The sequence below is a fragment of the Streptomyces sp. NPDC014623 genome, from assembly GCF_043088245.1.
Taxonomy (GTDB): Bacteria; Actinomycetota; Actinomycetes; order Streptomycetales; family Streptomycetaceae; genus Streptomyces.
The window spans coordinates 275,134-299,727 of sequence record NZ_JBIBZU010000007.1 but is presented as its reverse complement, the minus strand read 5'-3'; the positions used below and the strand labels follow the sequence as shown (position 1 = coordinate 299,727).

Below are 24,594 nucleotides of genomic sequence, written 5' to 3'. Positions count from 1 at the left end.
GGGGTGTGGGTGGGTTGTCGCGTGGGGGGTCGCCTCTGGGGGGGTGTTTGTCCTGAGCGGAGATGGTGGGAGCCGGGGGGGGGTTTGGGCGCGGTTCATCGCGCCCTTCCGGCCCCGGGGCCTTGATGCGGCCGGTCGTGTCCCGACGGGCCGCATCGCAAGGAAGAGCCCGCCAGGGTCTCTTCGTGTCCAGCGAAAGGGCATACACGACGGTGCGTACGCGCATGCTCGCGCTCTCCGGTGCGGCTCTGCTCGCCTCGACGCTTCCCGCCGCGGCCTCCGAAGGCGGGGGAGACCTGGCCGGGGCCGCCGAACTGCTGGCCGGGGTGAAGGAGTGCACCCGGATCTCCCAGGGGACATACCGGACCGACCGGAACGCGGCCGCCACGATTGCGGTCTGCGGGACCGATGAGGCCGTGTTCTGGGAAGCCGACATGGACATCGACTGCGACGGCCGGGTGACGACCGCCTGCAACACCAGGACCGACCCCTCCTTCCAGCCCCGGACGGCCTTCCAGGGCTCGGACGGCAAGCCCCTGGACTCGGCCGGGGTGCCGTACGTCGTCGTCCCCGCCCCCGGTCCGCTCCGGGACCACTCCGAGTCGGGCATCAAGGGCGGTGGTGTGGCAGCCGTCGTCCACGACGGCAAGGTCCGTCACGCCGTCGTCGGAGACACGGGCCCCGCCGGAACCATCGGCGAAGGTTCGTACGCCCTGGCCCGGGCCCTCGGCATCGACCCGGACCCGAAGGCCGGTGGTACGGCATCCGGTGTCACCTACATCCTCTTCAGGAACTCCGAGGTGTCACCGGCCGAGAGTCCTGCCGCCGCGGTCAGTGCCGGCGAGGCGTTCGCCCGGAAGTTCGCCGGAGGCGTCTGAGGAGCAGGCGGCCTGGTCCGGCCGGAGTGCCGCCAGGACGCGGGAGCCCTCGTCCGTGACGGCCGCCGTGTGTGCGGTACGGGCGGCCCGGCTGCCGTCACTCGTGCGAAGACCGCCCGCGGAGTCGGGCGAGTGCGGCCCGGGCCGGTGTCCGGCCGCCCTGCTCCGCGGTGTCCACGACCGCGGTGACCGTCTCGTGCTGCCGTGCCCGCCGGGCCGGCCTCGTCGAGGTGACGCCCCGTGAGCCGGCCGCGGGCCGGTGGACACCATGCGGACACCGCCTGGTCGAACCCGCCTGCCCGTGACAGGAGTTCGCGTTCCGGCGCCCGTTGCAGCCGGCCGTGGCGCAGCTGTGGGTCTGCGGACACGGTCCGTCCGCGCGGCTCGGCAAGGGCGCCGGCCCGAGTGGTCTCCCGGGCGGGCCGGTCGGACACCCGGGGTGGAGCACCCTGCCGGAGCGCACGAGTCCGTCGAGCGTGCGCATGACCTCCTCCACGGGAGTGAAGTGGTCGTGTGCGTGCACCCGCAGTACGTCCAGGCGATCGGTGTGCGGTCGGTGCCGGGCCGGCCCCCGCCGACCGCGCGAGGGTGTCGCAGGGGTTTCCGGCCGTGTCCATGTCGTCGACGGCGGCCCTACAGGAATGCTTACCGGTCAGTACGAAGCTGCCGCGACGGGTGCCGAGCAGTTCGCCCGGCACCGTCGGAGGAATCACCGCCATGGGCGCGGCGGTGCCGCCGGAATCGCCGCCCGCCCCCGGGAGGGAGCCGAGGATCCGCCCGCCGGTCCTCCTCACGCCCGCCGGCCCGGATCCGTGGCGCCGAGCGGCATGGCCCCCGGAGCCGGCTCGCTGACGTGCGGTCCGGTCCGGCCGGACAGTGTGCAACGCGCAAGGACCCCTCGGACCGGGGTCGCTGTCCGGAGGCTGTGACGCGGGCCGGGCTCCAAGGCGAACTCCGCCGTCCGGGCCGTCCGGAGTGCTGTCGCACCCCGTCCGCGGCATGTGGTCCGTACACGTCCCCGGTCCGCATGGGCTCGGCGAGAAAAATCGTATTCCACCCTTTAGGATCAGTGAGGCATAACCACACAAGTGGTACATGTCCCCCCAGTGATGTGGAGGCACCATGCTTACGCAGGAAATCGCTCTCACGGCGACGCCGACCCAGACAGCCACGCTGGGCGCACTGATGACGGAGCCTGAAGCCACCGTCAGTGACGCTCCGCTCTACACCCCCGAGGCGTCGGGCCACCTGCTCGCGCTGCTGCTCCTGTCTCCCAAGGAGCCCCGGGACAAGTGAGTTCCCATTCCGCATTCGCCGCGGCGTCCGACGCCTTGGCGGCCCGCGTCCTCGGTGCCCTCGACGGCACCGGGGGCGCGGTGCAGCTGGCCCGGTACGTCGACGACGCCTCCGACACCCTCGCGGCACTGGCCGCGGTCCGGGTGCTCGGGGCCGACGTCCTCAGCCCTCACCTCCTGCTGGAACACCCGTTCCGGACGCAGGACGCGGCCGTCGTGGCCAAGGCCTTCGACGCCTTCCCCGCGGCGGACACCCCCGAGGAGGCGGTGGTCGTCCGGCGTGACCATGCCACCGCGGTCCTGTTCGCCCGTCTCTCCGGGGAGGACACCCTGCGCGTGGCCGAGCCCGTGCCGACGGACGACGCCGAGCTCACCGATCCCGCCGGGTGGAGCGGCTGGTGTGTGCGGATGGCCCAACTCGCCCCGCTGGCCACGCTCGTTCTCGACGGCCCGGTCCATGACGCGGCCCGCGACGGGGCCCTGCGGTTGTGCCGTGGTGTCAGCCGGTCGGTTCTGCGCCGCGACCACCCCACCGCGGTACGCCTCGTCCGCTGGCTGGCCTGGCTGCATCACGAGGGCGTCGAACTGCCCCTGGACCCGGGCCTCGCCGCGGAGCACGTGCTCCTGGTGGGAGGGGCGGGCCCGCGCACCGCTCTTGACCTGGCGATCACCCGTCACCTTCTCGAACGACGGCCCGGCATGGGCGCGAAGGCGGCACACGCATGACGACGATCCCCGAGCCGGTCACCCGGGCGGCCCGCGGCATGGCGGACCGGGCTTTGTCGTGGCTGCACGCCAACCGTGAACTCGGCGGCCTGCCGCCGGACACCACCGAGACGATGGCCGACCCCGACAGCGTCTACAAGCCGCTGGGGGAGACCACGCTGGCCGCCTCCCTCATCCTGCGCGACGGTGCAGCCGGGCCGGGCCGCCTGGTCGCCGCCCAGAGCCTGATGGACTTCACCTGGGAGCAGTTCAGGCGCGGCGACATGATCTACGAACGCCAGCTCCGCCACACGCTGATGACGGACCCGCTGGAGATGTACGCCCCGTTCGTCCGCTGCGGCTATCGCCACGAAGGGCTCGACCGGCTCCTGGCGCACCGGTCCCGCATGCGGTCGGTGAACAGTGTCGAGGTGCTGCCGAACCGCCGGCTCGCCGTCGCCAACGCGGCCCGGGTCGTGGGGCTGGAGCACACCGAGGACATGAAGGCGCTGGCCGGTGCCACCTGGCTCGGCGCGAGACCGGAGCCGTGGGCGATCAACTGGATCACGGCCTACGCGATGACCCACACCGTCTTCCACCTCACCGACTGGGGTGGCGACCCGAGCGGGCTGCCGCCGGAACTCGCCTCCTACCTGCACGACTGGCTCCCGGTGTGGATCGACGTCTGGCGCGAGGTGGGCCAGTGGGACCTCGTCACGGAGCTGCTCATCGTCGGTGCCTCACTCGAGGAGCCGTACTGCCCGCCGGAGGACTGGGAGGCGATCGCCGACCTCCAGCACGAGGACGGTTTCGTGCCCCGTGACAGCGATCCGGTGGACGACGACCCCCAACGCCGGTTCACGGGCCATCAGCACACAGTCGTCGTCACGGCCGTGGCCGGTTCCATCGCGCTCGCCCGCGCGGAGGGGCGGCGGTGAGGCCGTGACGCAGGAGCCACTGGCCGTACGTCTCCGGCCTCTCCTGGCCTCCGCCCGAGGTCCGGGGGTGGCGGTCGCGGCCGTGCGTGGTGAGGAGCGTACGGTGCTCTGCGACGGCCCGGTGGAGGAGGACACCCGCTTCGAGACGGGCTCGCTGACCAAGACCTTCACGGCCCTGCTGCTCGCCGAACTGACGGCCCGGGGCGAGGTCCGCTACGGCGACCGCGCCGACCGCTATCTCCCCTTCCGGCTCCCCGGCCCGCCCCTCACCCTCCTCCACCTCGCCACCCACACCTCCGGCCTGCCCCGGCTCCCCCCGGGACTGCTCACCCGGGCGATCCGCAGCGGGTGGCTCAGCAATCCGTACGCCGGCTTCTCCGAGGACGACCTGCTGGCCTCACTGCGCCGCACCCGGCTCCGGCACCGGCCCGGCAGCCGGGTCCTGTACTCGAACTTCGGCGGGGGCCTGCTGGGGCACGTACTCGCCAGAGCGGCCGGCGGCACCGGAGGCGACTACCCCGCCCTGCTCGCCGAGCGCGTCACCGGCCCGCTCGGCCTCGCCGACACGGACTGTGATCCGCACCGCCCCCAGGCGACCGGGCACTGGCACGGCCGCCCGCGCCCCGCCCTGCTGATGCCCGGACTGGCCGCGGCGGGAGCCGTGCGGTCCAGCGCCCGGGACCTGCTGCGCGTCCTGGCGGCGCTCCTGGACCCGGTGACCGTCCAGGACCCCGCGCTGCGCACCGCACTGGCCGAGGTGCAGCGGCCCCGGCTCGGCGTGCCGAGGACAGGCTCCCGGCTGTGCCTGGTCTGGAACCTCCGCCCGCGCCCGGGCGGCGCGCTGCTCCACCACTCGGGGGGCACCCGCGGCTTCACCGCCTTCGCGGGTTTCCTCCCCGGCTCGGGCACGGGCCTCGTGGCCCTGACGAACACGGCTCCCACCCCTCTGGCTCCCTTCGTCCAAGCCGCGTACGGGGCTCTGCGCGGGCTGGACGCCGCACCCTCCGGGAGGTGTGGACCGCTCGGGTGTGAAACATGATCGACTCCACCGGTTCACGGCGATGGTCTTGCCCCGTTGTGTGACGGGGCTTACGTTCTCCTCCTGTGCACCGTTTCTACGGGCGTAGAGAACACAGAGGCTCTCTGACGCCGCGTCGAAGGAGCAGCTCATGTCCCACGTCGTACGCGCCGCACTCGTCCAGGCGACCTGGACCGGCGACACCGAATCCATGATCGTCAAGCACGAGGAACACGCGCGTGAGGCCGCCCGGCAGGGTGCGAAGGTCATCGGATTCCAGGAGGTGTTCAACGCCCCCTACTTCTGCCAGGTCCAGGAGCCCGAGCACTACCGCTGGGCCGAACCCGTGCCGGACGGGCCGACGGTCCGGCGCATGCGGGAGCTGGCCCGCGAGACGGGCATGGTGATCGTCGTGCCGGTCTTCGAGCTCGAGCAGTCCGGCTTCTACTACAACACCGCGGCGGTGATCGACGCCGACGGGTCCTACCTCGGCAAGTACCGCAAGCACCACATCCCGCAGGTCAAGGGCTTCTGGGAGAAGTACTACTTCAAACCCGGCAACGTCGGCTGGCCGGTCTTCGACACCGCCGTCGGCAAGGTGGGCGTCTACATCTGCTACGACCGGCACTTCCCGGAAGGGTGGCGCCAACTCGGCCTCAACGGAGCACAGTTGGTCTACAACCCGTCCGCCACGTCACGGGGCCTCTCCGGCTATCTGTGGCAGCTGGAACAGCCCGCGTCCGCCGTCGCCAACGAATACTTCATCGCCGCGATCAACCGCGTCGGCCAGGAGGAGTACGGCGACAACGACTTCTACGGCACGAGCTACTTCGTCGATCCGCGCGGGCAGTTCGTCGGTGACGTCGCGAGCGACAAGGAGGAGGAACTCGTCGTGCGAGACCTGGACTTCGGGCTGATCGAGCAGGTCCGTCAGCAATGGGCGTTCTACCGGGACCGCAGGCCGGACGCGTACGACGGGCTGGTGGAGCCGTGAGCGGACTGCACGAGCGGCATCTGGCCGTCAGTCCCGAATGGCTGACGCTCTACTACCGGGACCCCCTGGAGCTCACCCACGGTGAGGGGCGTCATGTCTGGGACGCGGACGGCAACCGCTACCTCGACTTCTTCGGCGGCATCCTCACCACGATGACCGCGCACGCCCTGCCCGAGGTGACCAAGGCGGTCTCCGAGCAGGCCGGACGGCTCCTCCACTCCTCGACGCTCTACCTCAACCGCCCGATGGTCGAACTGGCCGAGCGGGTCGCCGCACTCTCCGGCATTCCCGACGCCCGGGTCTTCTTCACGACCTCGGGCACCGAGGCCAACGACACCGCCCTGCTGCTCGCCACCGCCCACCGCGGGTCGAACCAGATCCTGGCGATGCGCAACAGCTACCACGGCAGGTCGTTCTCGGCCGTGTCCGTCACGGGCAACAGGTCCTGGTCGACCACGAGTCTCTCCCCGCTGCAGACGCTGTACGTCCACGGCGGGGTCCGCAGCCGGGGGCCGTACGCGGAACTGAGCGACGAACGGTTCATCGAGGCCTGTGCGGCCGATCTGGAGGACCTGCTCGGGCACACCAGGGGTGCCGCCGCGCTGATCGCCGAACCCGTGCAGGGGGTCGGCGGTTTCACCGCACCGCCCGACGGGCTGTACGCGGCCTTCCGTGAGGTCCTCGACCGGCACGGCATCCTGTGGATCTCCGACGAGGTGCAGACCGGCTGGGGGCGTACGGGCGACCACTTCTGGGGCTGGCAGGCGCATGCTCGGAACGGTCCGCCGGACATCCTCACGTTCGCCAAGGGGATCGGCAACGGCATGTCGATCGGCGGGGTCGTCGCCCGCGCCGACGTCATGAACTGCCTGGACGCCAACTCCATCTCGACCTTCGGCGGGTCCCCGGTCACCATGGCGGCCGGCCTCGCCAATCTCTCGTACCTGCTGGAGCACGACCTCCAGGGCAACGCCCGGCGGGTCGGTGGTCTCCTCATCGAGCGGCTCCGGGCGGTCGGCGCGGGCTCGCCGGCCGTGCGCGAGGTGCGCGGCAGAGGACTCATGATCGGCATCGAACTGGTGAAGCCCGGCACCGACGACGCCGATCCCGAGGCCGCGGCGGCCGTACTCGAAGCGGCCCGGGCGGGCGGTCTGCTCATCGGGAAGGGCGGCGGCCACAACACCAGCGTCCTGCGGATCGCGCCACCCCTCTCCCTGACCGTCGCCGAGGCCGAGGAGGGCGCGGAGATCCTCGGCGAGGCACTGGGCGCGGCGACCTGAGACGGGCCGCCCCGCCGCGGGGCAGCCCGCTCCCCCGTACGTCATCACGCACCCGGTCCACCCGCGCAGTCCAGATCCGCCACCGCGAGGAGGGGTACATGAGCCGCACCGTCATCCACGGCGGCCTCGTCGTCACCGCGTCCGACGAGGTCCACGCCGACGTACTCGTCGAGGGCGGGCGCATCGCCGCACTCGCCGCCCACGGCACCGACGCCGCGGCGAGCTGGAACGCCGACCGCAGGATCGACGCCACGGGAAAGTACGTCATCCCGGGCGGTGTCGACGCGCACACGCACATGGAGATGCCGTTCGGCGGGACCATGTCCTGCGACACCTTCGAGACGGGAACCCGGGCGGCCGCCTGGGGAGGGACCACCACGATCGTCGACTTCGCCATCCAGCCGAAGGGCGGCTCGCTCCGGGAAGGACTCGACACGTGGCACGAGAAAGCCGACGGCCGGTGCTCCGTCGACTACGGCTTCCACATGATCATGTCCGACGTGAACGAGTCGTCCCTCAAGCAGATGGATGAGTTGACCGCGGCAGGCGTGACCTCGTTCAAGCTCTTCACCGCGTATCCCGGAGTGTTCTATTCGGATGACGGCCAGATCCTCCGCGCCATGCAGCGCGCGGGCACCAACGGTGGTCTGGTCATGATGCACGCGGAGAACGGCATCGCCATCGACGTCCTCGTGGAGCAGGCCCTCGCGCGAGGAGAGCGCGACCCGCGACATCACGGGGAGGTGCGCAGGGCTCTCCTGGAAGCCGAGGCGACACACCGGGTGATCCGGCTGAGTCAGGTCGCCGGCGCCCCCGTCTACGTCGTTCACGTCTCCGCCCAGGAAGCCCTCGCGGAATTGACGCGGGCCCGGGACGAGGGACTGCCCGTGTTCGGCGAGACGTGCCCGCAGTACCTCTTCCTGTCCACCGACAACCTGGCCGAGCCGGACTTCGAGGGCGCCAAGTACGTCTGTTCGACCCCACTCCGGCCGAAGGAGCACCAGGCGGCACTGTGGCGAGGGCTGCGGACCGATGACCTGCAGGTCGTCTCGACGGATCACTGCCCGTTCTGCTTCAAGGGCCAGAAGGACATGGGTGTCGGCGATTTCTCGAAGATCCCCAACGGCATGCCCGGTGTGGAGCACCGGATGGATCTGCTGCACCAGGCGGTGGTGGACGGGCATGTCTCCCGCCGCCGCTGGATCGATATCGCGTGTGCCGCACCGGCCCGGATGTTCGGTCTCTACCCGAGGAAGGGGACGATCGCGCCGGGCTCGGACGCGGACATCGTCGTGTACGACCCGCAGGCCCAGCAGGTGCTGTCCGCCGGGACGCACCACATGAACGTCGATTATTCGGCGTACGAGGGCAAGCGGATCACCGGGCGGGCCGAGACGGTCCTGTCGCGCGGCGTCCCGGTGGTCGAGAGCGGCGCGTACGTGGGGCGTGCGGGACACGGGGCTTACGTACCGAGGGGGTTGTGCCAGTACCTGTGAGCGGAGGACGGGCTCGGGCCGTGCCCGCGGGTGCCGGCCGGACCCGGGCCCCGTCGCTCCCCGGGCCTGCCGTTCAGCAGGCCCTGCGCCAGACCCCCAGCTCCCACTTCTTGCGCATGGAGGAGAGCCCCAGCTCGCGGGAGACGGGGCAGAAGCGGTGGGTCGGCTCGGTGTACTCGACGTGGAAGACCGCCTTGCCGGCCTCGATGAACGGGGTGAGCCGCGCACACTCGGCGTACTGCGCGCACTGCTCGTTGACCGCGAAGTCGAAGTCGTCCACCAGCTGCGGGATCTGCGGCAGGTCGTTCTTCAGGCCCACCGACAGGCCGCGTTCGTGGGCGATGCCGGCGATCATGCGGTTGTACCTCAGCTGGTCCCGCGCAGTGAGCGGGAAGCCGGTGTCGTGGCTGTACCCCTCCACCAGATCGGGTTCCACCGCGTCGAACCCCTTCTCCCGGCACATGTCGAACCGCCGTTCCATGATCGGCCGCAGCAGGGAGATCCGCCGGATGTCGAGCCAGCGTTCGCCCTGCCAGCCGTTCGGCCTGCCCAGCACCGAGCGGGGGAAGGCGTCCTTGTCGGGCCGGTAGTCCTCCCGGGCGCCCACGTTGATGTAGCAGATCACCTTGCGGCCGGCGCGGTGGAGCCGGGCCACGTCCGCGGCACCGTTCTCGAAGCCGTCGATGTCGTAGACGGGTACGTCGGCCGCCGCGGCGTCGACCCTCCCGTCGAGCTGCCACTGCCAGGCCAGCCCCGGCCGGGGCCGCCACCGCTCCTCCCGCTGCCCGCCCGACGCCGTGCCCCGGTCGTCGCCCGTACCGGAACAACCGGTCAGCGCGGTCGTCACCGAGACCGCCAGCACGATCAGCAGGGCCGCCCACGCCCGGGCCCCGTGCCTCACCGCTCCGCTCCGGTCAGCACCGGTGTCAACCGGGACCACGGATTGGGCGGTTCCCCGGTCACCGGGCCGGACACGGCGGCGCCACGCTCGTGGGCGGTGCGCACGGCCAGCGGGGCCAGCGCCTCGGGCACGCCGTACACCAGGTGGCAGAAGCGGTCGGGCGGATGGCGTGCCGTCCAGTCGGGTCTGCTGAACGCCGACACATAGGTGGACCAGGGGCCCTCGAACGTGACGACGAGATCGGCGATCCGGGCGTAGCCCGGAGCCGGGTGCACGCCCGGATTGAGCACCACGGGCGACGCACCCTGCCGGCGCAGCGCGCGCACCAGTTTCCGGTAGGCGGGCAGGGCGCCCTCGGCCGCGCTCACCCGGTCCAGGAAACAGCCGTCGGCCGCGTACCACTCACGGTGCCGGGCGGCGTCGGCGGTGACATCCGACGCGGGCCGGGTGCCGTAGTCGGTGTCCACGTAGCCGAGCAGCCGGGCGCCCGCTCCGCGCAGTGCGCCCGCCGCGGAGACGAAGGCGGGATCGGGACCCCGGCCCGGCCCGTCCGCGGGATTGAGTACGACCGCGTAGGTGCGGTCGGCCGCCGTGATGAGCCGGTGCCAGGCGCCCGGGTCCACGGCCGGGTGGACGTACAGCGGGATCAGCAGGCTCATGACGGCAGTTCGCTTTCCTCGCGGGGGGACGGGGAGCGGGTGCCGGCCGACCACAGCGCCGCCAGCGACTCCCGGAGCGTGTACGAGGGCCGCCAGTCGAGGGCCGTCCGGGCGGCGGAGACGTCGGAACACTGCCAGGACACCTGCTCCGAGCGGGCAGATCCGGCGCCCTGCTCCTCGATGCGTCCGCCGAAGTGCGCGATGTCCGCGAGTGTACGCACCAGGTGGCGCACCGGGACGGCGTCACCGCCGCTGATGTTGAGCACGCGCGGCAGCGGCCCTGGCACGGTCACCGCCCGCTCCACCGCCCGCGCCACGTCGCGTGCGTCGACGAAGTCGCGGTACGCCGACAGGTCCCCGAGGCGGAGCACCGCGTCCGGGTCCGGACCCGTCTCGCGCAACAGCCGGGCGACCCGCCCGGGCAGCCCGGAGGACGGTGCCCCGGGCCCCACCGGGTTGCCGACCCGGAGGACGAGCGCGTCCAGGGCGGAGGTCGAGACGGTGATCGTGCCGGCCAGTTTCGTGGCCCCGTAGGCACCGAGCGGGCGGGTGGCCGCCGATTCCGGCGCCGGGACCCGGCCGGCCCCCGGGCCGTACTCGGCCGCTGAACCGAGATGGACCAGCCGGGCCGAGGGGCAGGCCAGGGTCATCGCCGTGCACAGGACGGCCGGCCCCCGGGCGTTGACCTCCGCCAGCGTCACCGGGTCACCCCCGGTCGCACCGGCACAGTTGACCACGGCGTCCGGAGCCACCGACGCCAGGATCCTCGCGAGCCGGTCGGCGGAGTCGGTGGCGAGGTCGACGGGTACACCGACGGCAGGGGACCGGCCGCCGGCGAGGACCCTGGCGCCCCGGAGGGCGCCGAGTCGCCGGGCGATGTGGGCCCCCAGGAAGCCGGTGGAACCCAGGACGAGAATGCGCATACGGTGCTCAGGCTCCCTTGAGCAGCAGGGACTTGCGGCTGGTGAACTCCGCGTTGGCACGGTCGTAGTCGTCGGGGCGGCCGATGTCCAGCCAGTAGCCGTCGAAGTCGTAGGCGTGCGGCGGGTCGCCGGAACCCAGCAGGTCCAGCACCAACTCGTCGAAGCCCAGCGGCAGTCCGGCGGTGTACCCGTCGAGTGTGGCCCGGGTCAGCCCGTACACCCCCATGGAAACGCGGTAGTCCATGCTCGGCTTCTCGGTGAAACCGACCACCCTGCTCGCGTCGGTGGTCAGCACCCCGAAGTCGATGCGCACCTGGCGCGCGTACGTGGCGATCGTCAGGGGCGCTCCGGAGGTCCGGTGGCGGTGCAGGACGTCGGCGTAGTCGAGGTCGGTGAGGATGTCCCCGTTCATCACGAGGAAGTGCTCCGGCAGCCGCTCACGCATCGTCAGCAGCGGGCCCATGGTCCCCAGCGGGGACTCCTCGGTGGAGTAGTCGACCGTCAGGCCCCACTGGGACCCGTCGCCGACGTAGGCCCGGATGATCTCACCGAGATGACCTATGGCGAGGGTGCAGCCGGTGAAGCCGGCCGAGGCGAGCTGGCGCAGGACGATCTCGAGGATGGCGTGCTGGTCGCCGATGGGCACCAGCGGCTTGGGCAGGGCCGTGGTGTAGGGCCGCAGCCGGACGCCCTTGCCTCCGGCCAGGATCACTGCGTGCATGGTCTTCCCCTTGCTCGACGTGCCGGATGTGGTCAGATGTTGTAGATGCCGGTCTTGTAGCGGGCGAGGTTGGCCGGCTCACGGAAGAACTCCACCGTGTGGGCGAGGCCCTCCTCCAGGGTGTGCGCCGGGCTCCAGCCGGTCGCCGCGCGCAACCGGCCGGCGTCCGCGACCAGCCGCATCACCTCGGAGTTCGCGGGCCGCAGTCGCTGCGTGTCCTCACGCACGTCGAGCGCGGTGTCCATCACCTTGCCGATGAGGGCGACCAGATCGCCGACGGAGATCTCGCCGCCGGTTCCCGCGTTGAAGGTGCGGCCCACGACCTGTTCGGCGGGCGCCGAACCGACCGCCAGGAACGCCTGCGCGGTGTCCTTGACGAAGGTGAAGTCACGGGTGGGACGCAGGTCGCCGAGGGTGATGGTCCGGTCCCCGGCCGCGACCTGGCCGATGACGGTCGGGATCACGGCCCGCATGGACTGCCGTGGCCCGAAGGTGTTGAACGGCCGCAGCGTCACCACCGGGGTGTCGAAACTGGCGTGGTAGCTGTCGGCCAGCCGGTCCCCGCCCGCCTTCGAAGCCGCGTACGGCGACTGGGTGTTGATGGGGTGGTCCTCGGTGATCGGCACGGTCTGCGCGGTGCCGTAGGTCTCGCTGGTGGAGGTGTGCACCAGCCGCGGTGTGCCCGCGGCCCGTACCGCCTCCAGCACGTTCAGTGTGCCGGTGACGTTGGTGTCCACGTAGCTGTGGGGCGCCCGGTAGGAGTACGGGATGGCGATGAGGGCGGCCAGGTGGTAGACGGTGTCGGCCCCTTCGACGAGATGACGCACCGAACCAGGGTCCCGGACGTCGCCGAGGACGATCTCGACCTGGCCGAGGACGTCGGGGGAGAGGGTCTCCAGCCAGCCGTACGAGGAGAAGGAGTTGTACTGCGCCATGGCCCTCACCCGGTACCCGGAGGCGACGAGTGCCTCGGTGAGGTGGGAACCGATGAAGCCCTCGGCTCCGGTGACGGCGGCGAGCGGTGGAGCGGTCAAGGCGGTGTCCTTCCGGTGGGTGGTGACGGGCCGTGGGGTCACGGCCCGCGAAGACGGACGGCGGTGCGGTGGCACGTGCGCGGTCGGCGGAGCGGTGTCAGCCGTGGGCGGCCGGGCGGCCCAGCCGTCGTACGGCCACCGCGCCGAGGCAGAGCACGGCGCCGCCGCAGCACAACGGCAGAGCCGTGGCACCCGGTGGGGAACCGGTCAGCATCACCGCGCCGGCGGACACCGCCGCGGTGAGACACAGGGCCGCCGGCGGCCAGGCGGTGCCGAACGCCTGGAGCAGCAGGGAGATCCACAGCGAGGCGGCGAGCAGCAGCAGCGTGACGGGATCGGCGCCCACGAACAGCGCCGCCGGCGCGAGCGGAGCGAGATACACCAGCAGGCAGCCGGCGAGAACGGCGGCGGAACGGGCCCGGAACCCGGCGAGTGTCCTCGTGGACCGCAGAGCCGCCACCGACAGTCCGCGGTAGCGGTACAGCAGCCACTCGGCCGGCCCCATGCTCAGGGTCAGCACGATCACCCCCCAGGGATGGTCCCGGCCCGCCAGGAACACCAGCGACCCGGCGGCCAGCCCGAACAGCCCGTACGGCAGGGACGGCCACAGCCCCGGGCGCGTGGCCCCGGGCGCGGCGGGGACCGTGCGGGTGGCGCGCAGCGCCCAGCCGGCCGCCGCGACCGTGCCGAGGAGCGACAGCAGCGGCAGCCCGGCCCGGAGCACGGCCCCGGGCTCCCACCACAGCAGCGCCGTCCCGCCGGCGGCGACCGGCACGAGGACCGCCAGCAGCAGCCGCTCGCGGCCCAGCACGAGCAGCACACCGGCCGCCGCCAGGTACGCCGACTGGGCCGCGACGGCCAGGGCCGTCACGCCCGCCCCCGAGAGCGCGGCTCCGGCGGCGGTCGCCGCGGCAGCGCCCAGCGGCGCCCCCTTCGCCAGGGTGCGGCCCGCTTCCAGGCGCCCGCTCGCCAGGCGCGCGTAAGCCCGGTGGCCCAGTGCCTGGTTCCAGGCCCAGGAGATCAGTCCGGCCACCACCAGCGCCCGCACCGTGCCGTCAGGGGGCAGCAGCCGCCCGGCGAGCGCGTAGGCGAGGCCCGGCAACGCGAACAGCAGCCCTCGCAAGGCGCAGCGCAGATGGTCCGGCCGCCAGGGATCGACGGGCCGCGGCGGCTCGGGGAACGTCCGCGGTACGCGCTGGTACAACGCGGTCGCCAGCGAGAACAGATCGGCGTGCCCGTACGTCTTGCGGATCATCTCGCCGGTGAGCCCCTCGGACTCCAGCAGCGCGGCGACCTCATAAGGGTGAACCGCGGGCGCGACGCGGTCGGCCAGTTCGGCGGCGAGCCCGTCCACCGCGTCGCGGCGCGCTCCGTGGCCGGGCAGGACCAGGGCCAACATGTGCTGATCGGTGAGGCGCGGAGAGGGAGGGCGGTCGTCGGCGAGGCGCAGGGCAAGGGTGTCCTGTTCCGCGCCGCCCGGCTCCAGCGACATGGGCCCGCTCATCCGGCCGCGCTCCTCACCGGTGACCTGCCCGCCGACGCCGGCGCGCGCTCCCCGACGGCCACGAGCCCGCTCCGGCCGCCGGACGACGACAGCTCCAGATAGATGGAGCGGAAGGTGTCGACGGTCTGCCGGAGGGTGAACTGCTCGATCACCCTGAGCCGGGCCGCCTCGCCCATCCTCCGGCGCCGCCCGGCGTCGGCCAGCAGCTCCAGGGCCGCCGCGGCCATCGCGGCCGGATCGCGGGGCGGCACCACGAGACCGGTGTCACCGACCGCCTCCCGTACGCCGCCCACGTCCGTGGACACGGTCGCCCGCCCGCAGGACATGGCCTCGATCAGGGTGAAGGGGAAGCCCTCGCTGATGCTGGAGAGCATCACGACGTTGCCCGCCGCGTAGGCGTTCCTGATGTCCTCGACGCGGCCCTCGAAGGTGACCGCGTCGGCGTGGCCCAGCTCCGCGGCCAGTGCCTCGCACCGGTCGCGGTACCCCTCCCCGCCGCGCGGTGTCCCGCCGAACAGGCGCAGCCGCGCGGCGGGCACCCGCGCCCGTACGAGGGCGAAGGCACGGATCAGGGTCTCCAGGTCCTTGATCGGGTCGACACGGCCGGCCCAGCTGAGCACGGGATCGGCCGGCTCGGGGCCGGCGGGCGGGAACGCGGCGGGGTCCACGCCGTTGTAGACCGTCCGGATCGAATCGGGCGCGGCACCACCCCGCTCCTCCCAGAGCCGGTTGTAGCGGTTGCCCGGGGTGATCAGGGCGGCCCTCCGGTACGTCTCCTCCGCCAGCAGCCGGAAGAAGCCCAGCACGAGGGCCTTCACCGGCCACCGGTAGGGAGCGGTGCGGTATCCGAGGTAGCGCTCGCGCAGGTAGACACCGTGCTCGGTGAGCAGCAGCGGCACGCCGTGCCGTTCCAGCGCGGCGAGGCCCGGCAGGACGGCCACACCGCCGCTGACCGCGTGCGCCACACCCGACTCCGGGAACGGCGCGGCCAGCGGCCGCAGCGCGTGCTCCAGCAGCGTGGTCGCGGTCACGGCGTCCTGCAGCGTCGGCCGGGCCTCGCGGACCGCGAGGCCCGGCCGGTTCCACAGGGCCGTCAGGATGCCGATGGCCCGGTCCCCGCGCAGGAACGGGCTGAGCAGGCCGTCTTCGGCGGCCCGCGCGAGCGCGTACAGGGCGGGGCCGAAGCCGTCCTCGGCGTGCGGGTCGAGCAGAGCGGTCACGAACCGCTCGTAGGACTCGGTGAGCCGCCCGAGACGGCGCCCGCGCGGGGCGCGCCCGTCCGGGGCAGGGCCCCACATGGGAACGGAGACGATGTGGCCGACGTGGGCGGGGACGTCCCAGACGACCGGTTCACGGCCGGTTCCGGTGACCGCGGTCACGTCGAAGACGATGTCGGGCATGCCGGTGACGAGCTGGTCGCACCAGACGCTCACACCGCCGTGACTGTGCGGGTAGGTGCCTTCGGTGAGCAGGGTGACGCGCGACGTGCCGGGGTGTCGCGCGCCGTGGCGAAAGTGCATCAGAGTGCTCCACGGCCGTGAAGTGGGGGTGTGCCGGGCCCGGGGGTCCCGGCCGCCGGCCCGGCCGCCGCGCCGGCGGCCGGGACAGGAAGGGCGTACGCCTGTCAGCGCTCCGCGGCGTAGGGGACTCGCTCCTCGACGCCGGCCGGCACCTCGGTCCGGGGCGCGGTGACCGCCGGTGCGCCGGTCACGGCGGGGGTTCCGTCCGGCCCGGCCGGCGCACCGGCGGACGTGGGCAGGTCCAGGGTGTACGGCAGGCCGTCGGCCGAGGCCCAGCCGGAGACGGCGCCGGCGTAGGCGGTCCCGAAGCCCGCGCCGCCGTGCTGGGTACCGACGGGCATGGTGGCCGTGAGCGCCACGCCGTCGGGCGTCCGCACGGTCACGCTGTCGCCGATCCGGTAGGCGGTGACCTGGCCCGCGTCGAGGGCGGCCTGCCAGGCGGCCCGGCGCCGCATCTCGACGCCGATGTCCTTCATGCGGAGATTCACCACGGGGGTGTCGTCGGTGAACAGGGCGTCGTAGCCGGCGAGCACACCGTCGAGCACCGGGTAGGCGATGCGGTCCTCGGCGAGGTTCGACTGGTGGATGAAGTGCGGCTTGGGATCGTTGGCGAGGACGTGCCCCAGCGCGATCCGGGTCTCCAGCGGCACGATGTGCTCGGTATAGCCGGTGGCGATGTCCAGCGGCGCGTCCAGGCAGGTGGAGGTGGCGGGGTTGTCCTCGCAGATCCCGCTGCCGCCCTGGGCGCGGCCGGTGTAGATCCAGTTGTACTCGTCGACCTGTTCGGCCGCCCGCCCGGCGTTGTAGAAGACGTTCATCGGATAGCGGGAGACGGTCGTGGCGGTGCCGACCCGGCGCTGCACGGGGTCCCGGGAGTTGTCCGAGCCCAGCCACTCGATGCCCGTGTCCGCGAGGGCGGGCCCCAGGTTGGGGTTGTCCACCGGCTGCTGCGGGGCCACCTTCAGGCCGGAGTGCTCCCCGGTGACCAGCTCCTCGCTCAGGAGGGGGAGTCCGGCAGCCTCGCCCCACGCCTCGTTGGCCGCGATCTCGTCGGCGATCTCGTTCCGGCCGACCCACCGGGTGGAGCCGTCCGCGTTCGTCGCGCACTTCCACGGCACCACGGCGGTGTCCTGGACACAGCCCAGGAAGGCATGGGTGTAGGTGTGGTTGATCCATCGGAACCGGTCGCGGTCGGACATCAGCTTGTCGGCGAGGGCGTCATGGCCCCCGTTGTCCTCGCGGTGGTCCACGGTGCCGGAGGCGTTGTAGGCGAAGTCGAAGGTGAATTCGCGGCTGTTCTGCCAGGCTGTCGCGTGGTCGACGTCGGCCGGGACCATGCGGATGGGGTTCGGGGTGCCCTCGCCCGGCTGGCAGTCCACGTCGCCGGGGGTGCAGTTGAGCGCGGAGTCCCAGCGGTCGTCGGCGGCGAGGACGTCGTCGACGTGGACCGCGAAGTAGTTGCGGTCGGCGCCGAGGTGCACCCCGCCGGTCATCCACTCCACGATGCCCCGGGCCAGCAGCCGGTACTGCTGCTGGTACCGGTTGTAGACGAAGGTGACCACGAGTTCGCGCCGCCCGTCGTGCCGGTACTCACCGACCAGGGAACCCTTCGTCGGCCTGCCGGGGATGGCCGCCTGGACGTAGGGGACGAAGTCGGCGCCCGCCGCCGGCGTCGAGAGGTAGGCGTAGGACTCGCCCACGGTGGGGGAGTTGTCCTCGAACGGGACGGCGCCCTCCAGATAGCCGAAGGCCCCGGCCTTCCCGGCTTGCGTCACCTCGGCCCGCACCCCGTCGATGCTGCCGGCGTAGCCGGTGCCGACCGCCGCGTTGAGCCCCACCTGCGGACGCGCGTAGGTGTAGGCGTCGACCTGCGGGATCGAGTACGTCCGCTCGTAGGCCACGAGGGCCGCCATCTCGGCGGATCCCGTCGGGAACGGGTTGTCGTTGGGCAGGACGACGGCCTGGTACTTCGCACGCGGCCGGCCCTCGACCGTGTCCGCGAGGAAGCCCGCGTCGATCACGGCCCGGTCCGCGTCCTGCAGGTCGACCTCGGTGTACGGCGTCCCGGCGTTCTCCAGTTCGGCGGCGATGGCGTCGGTCGACGGCCCCCCGTCGCTCACGACCAGCACGCGCAGATCGATGCGCGGTGCCGGATCGTCCGCCTGGGCCGTGGCAGCCGGCAGCCCGATGACTGCCATCAACGCGCCCATCACGAGCGCGGTGGTGCGAATGGTCCGCTTCATGCGGTGGAAACCCCTCCCCAGGGCAGGGGAGGCCGGGCTCCTGCCGGAGCCTGCCCCACCCCCACGACCACGCCGTCGCCCCCCCTGAGGCGCCGGTCGTCGACTTATCCGTCGTGTCACATAGTGAGGTCTGTGTGGAGTTTTTGTGCGCCCGAAAGGGGACTTGGCGGAAAAACGTATGTGTCTGTCGATGTGACAGGGAGTCCGTCACGAGCGGGGCGGCGCCGCTGGCCGTCGGGGTGGAGCCGGCCCGTACCGCCCGTGTGCTGCTGCGGAAGGCGGACGGCGGGCCGGAGGCCGCCGGATGGCGTGGAGTCGGGAGGTCAGCGGTCCGGACCGAAACGCCGGCCGGTGTGGAGCTGGATCAAGTCACTTCGGGGGGCGGCATGGCGGCGACGGCCGGCGTGGAGCAGGGGCCGGCCGCCGTCTTCGTCCATGAGATCCCCGCTCAGCGGGGGCGTGCGCCGTCCGGGGCGCACAGGGGCGCGGTCACGCGCACAGCACGCGGGTCTCCGGTGTGTGGACCGGACCGCCGCTGAGGCTGGTGCTGTCGCTGAACTCGGCGTAGAAGTAGGAGTAGAAGCCGATGTTGCCGTTGCAGCCGGAGTCGGCGGCGACCTGCAGGGTCAGGGTGACGGTGCGGCTCTGGCCGGGCGCGATGGTGGTGCCGTAGTTGCCCCCGAGGTCGGCCGGTCCGGTGCCGGAACACGGGACGGCCCCGGTGTCCGTCGCCAGACTGCAGCCGGTGAAGCTGTACTTGAGGTCGGGGCGCTGGGTGGTCAGCCAGGTCGGGTCGATGGTCTGGTAGATGAACCAGATGTCGTACGTCTGGTTGTTCTTGAGCGTCATCGACAGGTTCACTGTGCCGCCGGGTGTGGTGGTGGCGGCGTCGGTGCTGAACGAGAGCTCGGCGGGGGCCGGCGCGGCGGCGCTCGCGGAGGGCGTCAGGCCGAAGAGGGCGAGGGCGAGAGCGATGATCGTGGCGAGACCGAGGCGTCTCGTGCGAGTGAATCTCATGGCCCGGGAGGTTAGGCACGGCCCCGACGTACCGTCTGCACCCTGAGAATCACCACGCGCACGGTGCGGCCGAAAGTGGTCGTAAGGTGAAGGTCGTGTGCAGTCGCCTTCACATGAGGGCGTGGAGGGCTGTTCCCGCACGACAACGCCATGATGGGGTGTGGGCACGGAGAGTGGCCGTGCACGCCTCGCCGGGAGGCGCGCCCTGTGGGGCCAATGGCGGATTCCGGGTGGCTCGTACCGGCGTCGCGGGCCCGGGACGGCTTGCGGCCTTCGGGGTCCCGGCGTACCGGGCGGACAGCTGTGGGACCGCCCTGGGCGGGTGAGGCGAGCGGAACCGGGGCGCCCTCGACTCCGTGGGGCCGGGGCGGAGCCTGCCGCTGTCTCGCCGACGCGCTCGGTTCCGGCGCGGCGCCCGCCGGAGGGACCGGCGCCGTGGTGGACATCCGGCTCCGCCTCCCCGGCCGGAGGCCCCTGCCCGTACGCCGAAGGGCGTCCCGTCACCCGGGAATCGGACAGGCCCCGGGGCGGCCGTCACGAAGTGTTCGGCGGTGTGCCGCCGCGGGGAGCGGTGGCCCTCGGTGGTACAGAAGTCGCGCGGAACACCCCCCCCGGCCCGGCGGAGGGGAGCGCGGGGCTCCGGGGACCCCCGGGCGCCGGTCCTCGTCGTCCGTCAGGCGCGGGCGCCGGGGCCCGCCGTCCACGCTCCGCGCACACGGAGGCTTCGCGCGTAGACTCCCCCTTCCCAAAGCCCGGGAAGCAGTCCAGGATTGTCCCCCCGCGACTCGCGTTCCGATCAGCCGTGGCAGCAGGCCGGGCGCTGCCCGATGTGGAAAGCTCTGCCCGGAGCACCTCGCCGAGAGCACCGCCCGCAGCCCTTCCGCCCGCGCGCCGACCGTCCGGCGTACGCGAGCGGGCGGCTCATCCGCCGGTCCGGCCACGGCATCCGTACCCGCACGCCATGTGCCAGTACTTCGAGTAGGAGCATCCGTCATGGATTTCGGACTCGTCCTCCAGACCGACCCGCCCGCCTCGGCCGTCGTCGGACTCATGCGCCGCGCGGAACGGAACGGGTTCCGCTACGGATGGACCTTCGACTCGGCGGTGCTGTGGCAGGAGCCGTTCGTCATCCACAGCCGGATCCTCGAGCACACCGAGCGTATGGTCGTCGGCCCGATGGTCACGAACCCGGGGACCCGGACCTGGGAGGTCACCGCCTCCACCTTCGCCACGCTCAACGAGATGTACGGCAACCGCACCGTCTGCGGCATCGGGCGGGGAGATTCCGCGATGAGGGTGGCGGGCCGCGAGCCCGACACGCTGGCCAGGCTGGGTGAGGCCATCGAGGTGATCCGGGACCTCGCGGAGGGCCGGGAGGCCACCATCGGCGGCCGGCCGGTGCGCATCCCGTGGGTGAAGGACGGCAGACTGCCCGTCTGGATGGGCGCGTACGGCCCCAAGGCCCTCGCACTGGCCGGGGAGAAGGCCGACGGCTTCATCCTCCAACTGGCCGATCCCTACCTCACGGAGTGGATGGTCAAGGCGGTACGCGACGCGGCCTCCGCAGCCGGGCGCGACCCGGATTCCGTCACCGTCTGCGTCGCCGCGCCCGCCTACGTGGGTGAGGACCTGGATCACGCCCGCGAACAGTGCCGCTGGTTCGGCGGCATGGTCGGCAACCACGTGGCCGACCTCGTGTCCCGGTACGGGGAGCACTCCGGCCTCGTGCCCGAGGCCCTCACGGCGTACATCGCCGGACGCTCCGGCTACGACTACAGCCATCACGGCCGCACCGGGAACCCGGACACCGCCTTCGTCCCCGACGAGATCGTGGACCGCTTCTGTCTGCTGGGGCCGGCCGAGGCCCACATCGAGAAGCTCCGGGTCCTGCGCGAACTGGGCGTCGACCAGTTCGCCGTCTACAACATGCACGACGCGCGGGAGGCGACCATCGACGCCTACGGCTCCACGGTCATTCCCGCACTGGCCGCCTGACCCACACGCATCCGCGGCGACCGCCCGGACGCCGGGCCTCCGAGCCCGCAGGGCGCCCTCCCCCAGGAGAAGGGGCGCGCCACCGCGACCGCTGCCGTCCCGCCCCCCGCCCGTCGGACTCGCCGCCGGGACGCGGAGGCCGGCCCACGGGCGGCTCGCGTGGGTGGGACCGGGACGTGCGGAGGGGCGGCGGCACCGGCGGCGTCCGGCCCGGTCCACGACCGCAGTGTCAGCCGTCCGGCCTCGGGGTGGAACGGCGTCCTCCTCCCGTACGCGGGCATGCCCCTGCTCCACCCCAGGGGCCACCACGGACCGCAGCCGGGACCCCGGCCTCCGCGCCGGGGCCGAAAGGACCTGCGGAGGCGGCACCTGAGTGGCCGAAGTGTGCTTCCCGTACGTCTCTCCGTCGCGCTCGGACGCGATCCTCACCCCCGCTCGTGCTGTACCCGGTGCTGAGCCGGGGTTCAGGACTGCGCCGGTTTCCGGCCGAGAACCGTGCTGACGTCGACCGTCTCGTCCGCGGACGGTGTGGCCGCGGGCACCGGCTCGTCGAAGCCGGAGAAGTCCACGGCCGCGTCCGCCCCGTCGCCCCGCACGGTGATCCGCACCGGGTGGTGCTCGCCCCCTGTCTTCACGTACGTCGTCAGCTCCTGGCCGTGGAGGGCCCGGGTGACCGGGACGGTCCTCACGCCGTCGACCCTGGTCACCTCGCCCTTGGTGAACGCCCCGGCGGCCGTGCCGGCGTCGTCGGCGACCAGTTCGCGGAAGGTGTCCAGATCGCAGGCCTCCACGACGGGCCGCAGCCTGGGGTCCGAGGCGGAGCCCTTCATGTAGCGCCCGGCAAGGACGTCCTCGAATGCCTGCCCGCCGATCGGAACCTGGTTCTCCCAGAAGTCGGTGTCGGGCTTCAGCCAGACGTCGTCGCCCCGTTTGACGATCTCGACCGAACCCCTGTCCTCGCCGAGGTCGACATCACCCGCACAGTTGCCGCTGCGGTCCAGACTGAGGTCCGACGTCATCGGGGAGCGGTTCTCCCCGAGGTCGCCCCGCGCGCGCAGATGCACGGACCGGACGTCCAGCAGGGCTTTCCGTGAGCGCTCGGCGATCTGCTCGGCGGGCAGCGAGTCGATGTCGTCGCCCGCCTGCGCCGCCGTACCGCCGGTGGCGGCGAGTACGGCCACAGCCGCGCAGGCGGCAGCACGCCTGGCGATGCGCTGTCCTGTCACGGCGCCTCCTCGGAAACATCCCTGCTCAGGACCTTTTCGACCGGGTTCACCCCTACTGGCGAGCGTACGCCCGCGTACGGTTGCACGCCCGGTGGGGCGGGTGTACGGAGGGTGATGTTCGGCGCTGTTTTCGGCTACGGAGAGTGGGGGAGGAGCTGCCCTGGAGATCGCCGGAATCCGACCGGGATCACCGGAGCCAAGGGGAGACATGGAGAAGCTGTTCATGAGGGCCGCCGTCCGCACGCCGGCACGGGGTGCCGCAGTCGTCGGCCTGATCGCCGCGCTGGCGGTACCGGCTACCGCGGCGGTGGCCGTCACGCCCGTGGCCGCCGTCCCGCCCGGACTGTCGTGCGACACCGGCAAGCACGCGATCGACGACTACACCGGTTACGCGCTCTGCAGGAACAACGGCTCGACCACGCAGACCTTCTGGGTGCACCTGGTCTGCGGCTGGTCTCCCGACGTGGACGGTGAGCGCGTCACCCTGCGACCGGGTGCCTCCGGGCAGTCGACCGCCCACTGCGCCGGCCTCGGTTCGGGGATCGGCGAGATCCACGTACGGCCGTAGTTCCCCGTGGCCGGACGCCCGGCTCCCGCAGGGTCCTTCGCCGGGCGGTGGGAGACGGGTTCCGATCCTTGCGCGGTGCCCTTGAGCGGGTCTCCACGCCTGATTACTCTCCAGTAGGCATGCTCGGGCGGACTCCGGGCGGGCCCCGGGGCCGGTGCTCCGGCGGACGCGAAGAGGCGGTGGCGATGTCCTCAGCAGACCCCACGGAGCGGACCGGGCCGGCCGGACCGGTGGATCCGCCCGTACAGCCCGGGCTCGCCGACTGCGCCCGGGAGCTCGCCGATGGCCGGACGACCTCGTCCGCGCTGGTCGGTGCGGCGTTCGCGCGCATCGAGGCGAGCCGCCACACCCTCAACGCCTTCCGGCAGCTGCGCAGGGAAGCCGCGCTCGCCGAGGCGGCCGAGGCCGACCGGCGGCTCGAAGCGGGGGAGCGGCTTCCGCTGCTCGGGGTGCCGGTGGCCGTCAAGGACGACACCGATGTCGCCGGCATGCCCACCTACTTCGGCTGCGACGGCGCGCTGCCGCCCGCCACCGACGACAGCGAGGCCGTCCGCAGGCTCCGGGCCGCCGGGGCCGTCGTCGTCGGGAAGACCAACTCCTGCGAGCTGGGGCAGTGGGCCTTCACCGAAGGCCCGGCCTTCGGCATCACCCGCAACCCCTGGAGCACCGCACACACGCCCGGCGGGTCGTCCGGCGGCTCCGCGGCGGCCGTCGCCGCCGGGCTCGTCCCGGCTGCCCTGGGCTCGGACGGGGCGGGCTCCATCCGTATCCCCGCCGCCTGGACCCATCTCGTCGGCATCAAACCGCAGCGCGGCCGGATCTCCGTCCACCCCCGCGGCGACGCCTTCCAGGGCCTCACGGTCAACGGCCCCCTCGCCCGTACCGTCGCGGACGCCGCCCTCCTCCTGGACGCCGCGGCCGGACCGCACCCCCGTGACCCGCACCGCCCGCCCGCCGTCGACGCGTCCGCCGCGGCCCGCCGCGACCCGGGCAGGCTGCGCATCGGCCTCTCCCTGGGGGCTCCGTTCACCCTCACCCGCAACGCGCCCCACCCGGAGATCCTGCGCGCCGTCACCGCTCTCGCCGAAACCCTCGCCCGGCTCGGTCACCACGTGGAGGAGGCGCGCCCCCGCTACGGACTGATCGGCCTCTCCTTCGTCCCCCGGGCCACCGCCGGTATCGCCGAGCTCGCCGCGCTGCATCCCGAGCCCGGGCTCCTGGACCCGCGGACCCGCAGTGCCCTGCGCACCGGGACCCGTCTGGGCGGCCGGATCGTGCGGGCCGCCCGCGCCCGGGAGGTGCGCCAGCACGCCAGGATCGGCGCCTTCTTCGACACGGCCCGCGACGGATACGACGTGCTGCTCACCCCGACCACGGCCGCCCCGCCGCCACGGGTGGGGGCGTTCGACCACCTCAGCGCCTGGCGCACCGAACTCGCGATGACCTCGGCCTGCCCCTACGCCTGGCCCTGGAACGTCCTCGGCTGGCCCGGTGTCAACGTCCCGGCGGGCTTCACCCACGACGGTCTGCCTCTCGGCGCCCAGCTCCTCGGCCCCTCCCGCAGCGAGGCCCGGCTCATCTCGCTCGCCGCACAGCTGGAGGCCGACCGGCGCTGGTACGAGCACCGGCCGCCGGTCCCGGGGGTGCCGCCGGCCGACGGGCGCTGACGCCCCGCACCC

Annotated in this window: 21 protein-coding genes; 11 read left to right on the top strand and 10 right to left on the bottom strand. The window is 72.6% G+C overall.

The genetic code is table 11. The features are described 5' to 3' along the window. Positions 1 to 212: 212 nt before the first annotated feature. From ACF1FZ_RS14845 to hydA, 8 genes are all read left to right on the top strand, one after another. On the top strand, positions 213 to 878 hold the full coding sequence (locus tag ACF1FZ_RS14845; RefSeq protein WP_391773783.1) for a glycoside hydrolase family 75 protein: 666 nt from the start codon (positions 213 to 215) through the stop codon (positions 876 to 878). Positions 879 to 2,000: 1,122 nt separating this feature from the next. Beyond that, positions 2,001 to 2,174 carry a hypothetical protein gene (locus ACF1FZ_RS14840; protein WP_391773775.1) on the top strand — a complete coding sequence of 58 codons (174 nt, stop codon included), beginning with the start codon at positions 2,001 to 2,003 and terminating at the stop codon, positions 2,172 to 2,174. Further along, positions 2,171 to 2,899 carry a hypothetical protein gene (locus tag ACF1FZ_RS14835; protein ID WP_391773774.1) on the top strand — a complete coding sequence of 243 codons (729 nt, stop codon included), beginning with the start codon at positions 2,171 to 2,173 and terminating at the stop codon, positions 2,897 to 2,899. Before ACF1FZ_RS14840 ends, ACF1FZ_RS14835 begins: the two co-directional genes overlap by 4 nt. Next, positions 2,896 to 3,816 carry a DUF6895 family protein gene (locus ACF1FZ_RS14830; protein WP_391773773.1) on the top strand — a complete coding sequence of 307 codons (921 nt, stop codon included), beginning with the start codon at positions 2,896 to 2,898 and terminating at the stop codon, positions 3,814 to 3,816. The genes ACF1FZ_RS14835 and ACF1FZ_RS14830 overlap by 4 nt, the downstream gene beginning before the upstream one ends. 4 nt (positions 3,817 to 3,820) lie before the next feature. Next, positions 3,821 to 4,855 carry a serine hydrolase domain-containing protein gene (locus tag ACF1FZ_RS14825; RefSeq protein ID WP_391773772.1) on the top strand — a complete coding sequence of 345 codons (1,035 nt, stop codon included), beginning with the start codon at positions 3,821 to 3,823 and terminating at the stop codon, positions 4,853 to 4,855. 130 nt (positions 4,856 to 4,985) lie between these two features. Continuing rightward, entirely contained in the window at positions 4,986 to 5,828 is an 843-nt protein-coding gene (locus ACF1FZ_RS14820) for a nitrilase-related carbon-nitrogen hydrolase (protein WP_391773771.1), read from the top strand. After that, positions 5,825 to 7,108, top strand: coding sequence for an aspartate aminotransferase family protein (locus ACF1FZ_RS14815; RefSeq protein ID WP_391773770.1), 1,284 nt, complete (start codon positions 5,825 to 5,827; stop codon positions 7,106 to 7,108). Before ACF1FZ_RS14820 ends, ACF1FZ_RS14815 begins: the two co-directional genes overlap by 4 nt. Positions 7,109 to 7,206: 98 nt before the next feature. Beyond that, entirely contained in the window at positions 7,207 to 8,604 is a 1,398-nt protein-coding gene (hydA, locus tag ACF1FZ_RS14810) for a dihydropyrimidinase (RefSeq protein ID WP_391773769.1), read from the top strand. A gap of 73 nt (positions 8,605 to 8,677) precedes the next feature. On the opposite strand, the gene ACF1FZ_RS14805 is transcribed toward hydA, so the two are convergent. The 9 genes from ACF1FZ_RS14805 to ACF1FZ_RS14765 form a co-directional block, all read right to left on the bottom strand. Next, complete coding sequence (locus ACF1FZ_RS14805) at positions 8,678 to 9,505, bottom strand: endo alpha-1,4 polygalactosaminidase (protein WP_391773768.1); 828 nt, start codon at positions 9,503 to 9,505, stop codon at positions 8,678 to 8,680. After that, positions 9,502 to 10,164 carry a spherulation-specific family 4 protein gene (locus ACF1FZ_RS14800; protein ID WP_391773767.1) on the bottom strand — a complete coding sequence of 221 codons (663 nt, stop codon included), beginning with the start codon at positions 10,162 to 10,164 and terminating at the stop codon, positions 9,502 to 9,504. The genes ACF1FZ_RS14805 and ACF1FZ_RS14800 overlap by 4 nt, the downstream gene beginning before the upstream one ends. Further along, complete coding sequence (locus ACF1FZ_RS14795) at positions 10,161 to 11,087, bottom strand: NAD-dependent epimerase/dehydratase family protein (protein WP_391773766.1); 927 nt, start codon at positions 11,085 to 11,087, stop codon at positions 10,161 to 10,163. Before ACF1FZ_RS14795 ends, ACF1FZ_RS14800 begins: the two co-directional genes overlap by 4 nt. A gap of 7 nt (positions 11,088 to 11,094) precedes the next feature. After that, the gene (locus tag ACF1FZ_RS14790; protein WP_391773765.1) at positions 11,095 to 11,808 is read right to left on the bottom strand and encodes an NDP-sugar synthase; all 714 of its coding nucleotides are present in this window, start codon (positions 11,806 to 11,808) and stop codon (positions 11,095 to 11,097) included. Positions 11,809 to 11,840: 32 nt separating this feature from the next. After that, positions 11,841 to 12,842 carry an SDR family NAD(P)-dependent oxidoreductase gene (locus tag ACF1FZ_RS14785; RefSeq protein WP_391773764.1) on the bottom strand — a complete coding sequence of 334 codons (1,002 nt, stop codon included), beginning with the start codon at positions 12,840 to 12,842 and terminating at the stop codon, positions 11,841 to 11,843. Positions 12,843 to 12,939: 97 nt separating this feature from the next. Next, positions 12,940 to 14,346, bottom strand: a complete 1,407-nt coding sequence (locus ACF1FZ_RS14780; RefSeq protein WP_391773763.1) for a hypothetical protein — start codon at positions 14,344 to 14,346, stop codon at positions 12,940 to 12,942. Continuing rightward, complete coding sequence (gene pelF, locus ACF1FZ_RS14775; protein WP_391773762.1) at positions 14,343 to 15,866, bottom strand: GT4 family glycosyltransferase PelF; 1,524 nt, start codon at positions 15,864 to 15,866, stop codon at positions 14,343 to 14,345. The genes ACF1FZ_RS14780 and pelF overlap by 4 nt, the downstream gene beginning before the upstream one ends. Before the next feature lie 104 nt (positions 15,867 to 15,970). Further along, positions 15,971 to 18,109 (bottom strand): hypothetical protein, encoded by a 2,139-nt coding sequence (locus ACF1FZ_RS14770; protein WP_391773761.1) that lies wholly within the window; start codon positions 18,107 to 18,109, stop codon positions 15,971 to 15,973. A 489-nt stretch (positions 18,110 to 18,598) separates the two neighbouring features. After that, complete coding sequence (locus tag ACF1FZ_RS14765) at positions 18,599 to 19,126, bottom strand: hypothetical protein (protein ID WP_391773760.1); 528 nt, start codon at positions 19,124 to 19,126, stop codon at positions 18,599 to 18,601. Positions 19,127 to 20,119: 993 nt separating this feature from the next. On the opposite strand from ACF1FZ_RS14765, the gene ACF1FZ_RS14760 reads away from it, so the two are divergent. Beyond that, positions 20,120 to 21,121, top strand: a complete 1,002-nt coding sequence (locus ACF1FZ_RS14760) for a TIGR03842 family LLM class F420-dependent oxidoreductase (RefSeq protein WP_391773759.1) — start codon at positions 20,120 to 20,122, stop codon at positions 21,119 to 21,121. Between the two features lie 464 nt (positions 21,122 to 21,585). Here ACF1FZ_RS14760 and ACF1FZ_RS14755 read toward each other — a convergent pair whose 3' ends face one another. Continuing rightward, a complete protein-coding gene (locus ACF1FZ_RS14755; protein ID WP_391773758.1) occupies positions 21,586 to 22,347 on the bottom strand; it encodes a hypothetical protein in 762 nt (253 codons plus the stop codon). Between the two features lie 223 nt (positions 22,348 to 22,570). On the opposite strand from ACF1FZ_RS14755, the gene ACF1FZ_RS14750 reads away from it, so the two are divergent. Then, the gene (locus ACF1FZ_RS14750) at positions 22,571 to 22,915 is read left to right on the top strand and encodes a hypothetical protein (protein ID WP_391773782.1); all 345 of its coding nucleotides are present in this window, start codon (positions 22,571 to 22,573) and stop codon (positions 22,913 to 22,915) included. Positions 22,916 to 23,100: 185 nt separating this feature from the next. Beyond that, positions 23,101 to 24,582: an amidase gene (locus tag ACF1FZ_RS14745; RefSeq protein WP_391773757.1), complete on the top strand. Its 1,482-nt coding sequence runs from the start codon at positions 23,101 to 23,103 to the stop codon at positions 24,580 to 24,582. Positions 24,583 to 24,594 lie beyond the last annotated feature (12 nt).

What these genes read in the sequence shown, in the direction of transcription:
- ACF1FZ_RS14795 (WP_391773766.1), bottom strand. Translation starts at nt 11,087, where the DNA reads ATGCGCATTCTCGTCCTGGGTTCCACCGGCTTCCTGGGGGCCCACATC.
- ACF1FZ_RS14770 (WP_391773761.1), bottom strand. Translation starts at nt 18,109, where the DNA reads ATGAAGCGGACCATTCGCACCACCGCGCTCGTGATGGGCGCGTTGATG.
- ACF1FZ_RS14760 (WP_391773759.1), top strand. Translation starts at nt 20,120, where the DNA reads ATGGATTTCGGACTCGTCCTCCAGACCGACCCGCCCGCCTCGGCCGTC.
- ACF1FZ_RS14790 (WP_391773765.1), bottom strand. Translation starts at nt 11,808, where the DNA reads ATGCACGCAGTGATCCTGGCCGGAGGCAAGGGCGTCCGGCTGCGGCCC.
- ACF1FZ_RS14820 (WP_391773771.1), top strand. Translation starts at nt 4,986, where the DNA reads ATGTCCCACGTCGTACGCGCCGCACTCGTCCAGGCGACCTGGACCGGC.
- hydA (WP_391773769.1), top strand. Translation starts at nt 7,207, where the DNA reads ATGAGCCGCACCGTCATCCACGGCGGCCTCGTCGTCACCGCGTCCGAC.
- ACF1FZ_RS14840 (WP_391773775.1), top strand. Translation starts at nt 2,001, where the DNA reads ATGCTTACGCAGGAAATCGCTCTCACGGCGACGCCGACCCAGACAGCC.
- ACF1FZ_RS14780 (WP_391773763.1), bottom strand. Translation starts at nt 14,346, where the DNA reads ATGAGCGGGCCCATGTCGCTGGAGCCGGGCGGCGCGGAACAGGACACC.
- ACF1FZ_RS14800 (WP_391773767.1), bottom strand. Translation starts at nt 10,164, where the DNA reads ATGAGCCTGCTGATCCCGCTGTACGTCCACCCGGCCGTGGACCCGGGC.
- ACF1FZ_RS14750 (WP_391773782.1), top strand. Translation starts at nt 22,571, where the DNA reads ATGAGGGCCGCCGTCCGCACGCCGGCACGGGGTGCCGCAGTCGTCGGC.
- pelF (WP_391773762.1), bottom strand. Translation starts at nt 15,866, where the DNA reads ATGCACTTTCGCCACGGCGCGCGACACCCCGGCACGTCGCGCGTCACC.
- ACF1FZ_RS14745 (WP_391773757.1), top strand. Translation starts at nt 23,101, where the DNA reads ATGTCCTCAGCAGACCCCACGGAGCGGACCGGGCCGGCCGGACCGGTG.
- ACF1FZ_RS14765 (WP_391773760.1), bottom strand. Translation starts at nt 19,126, where the DNA reads ATGAGATTCACTCGCACGAGACGCCTCGGTCTCGCCACGATCATCGCT.
- ACF1FZ_RS14830 (WP_391773773.1), top strand. Translation starts at nt 2,896, where the DNA reads ATGACGACGATCCCCGAGCCGGTCACCCGGGCGGCCCGCGGCATGGCG.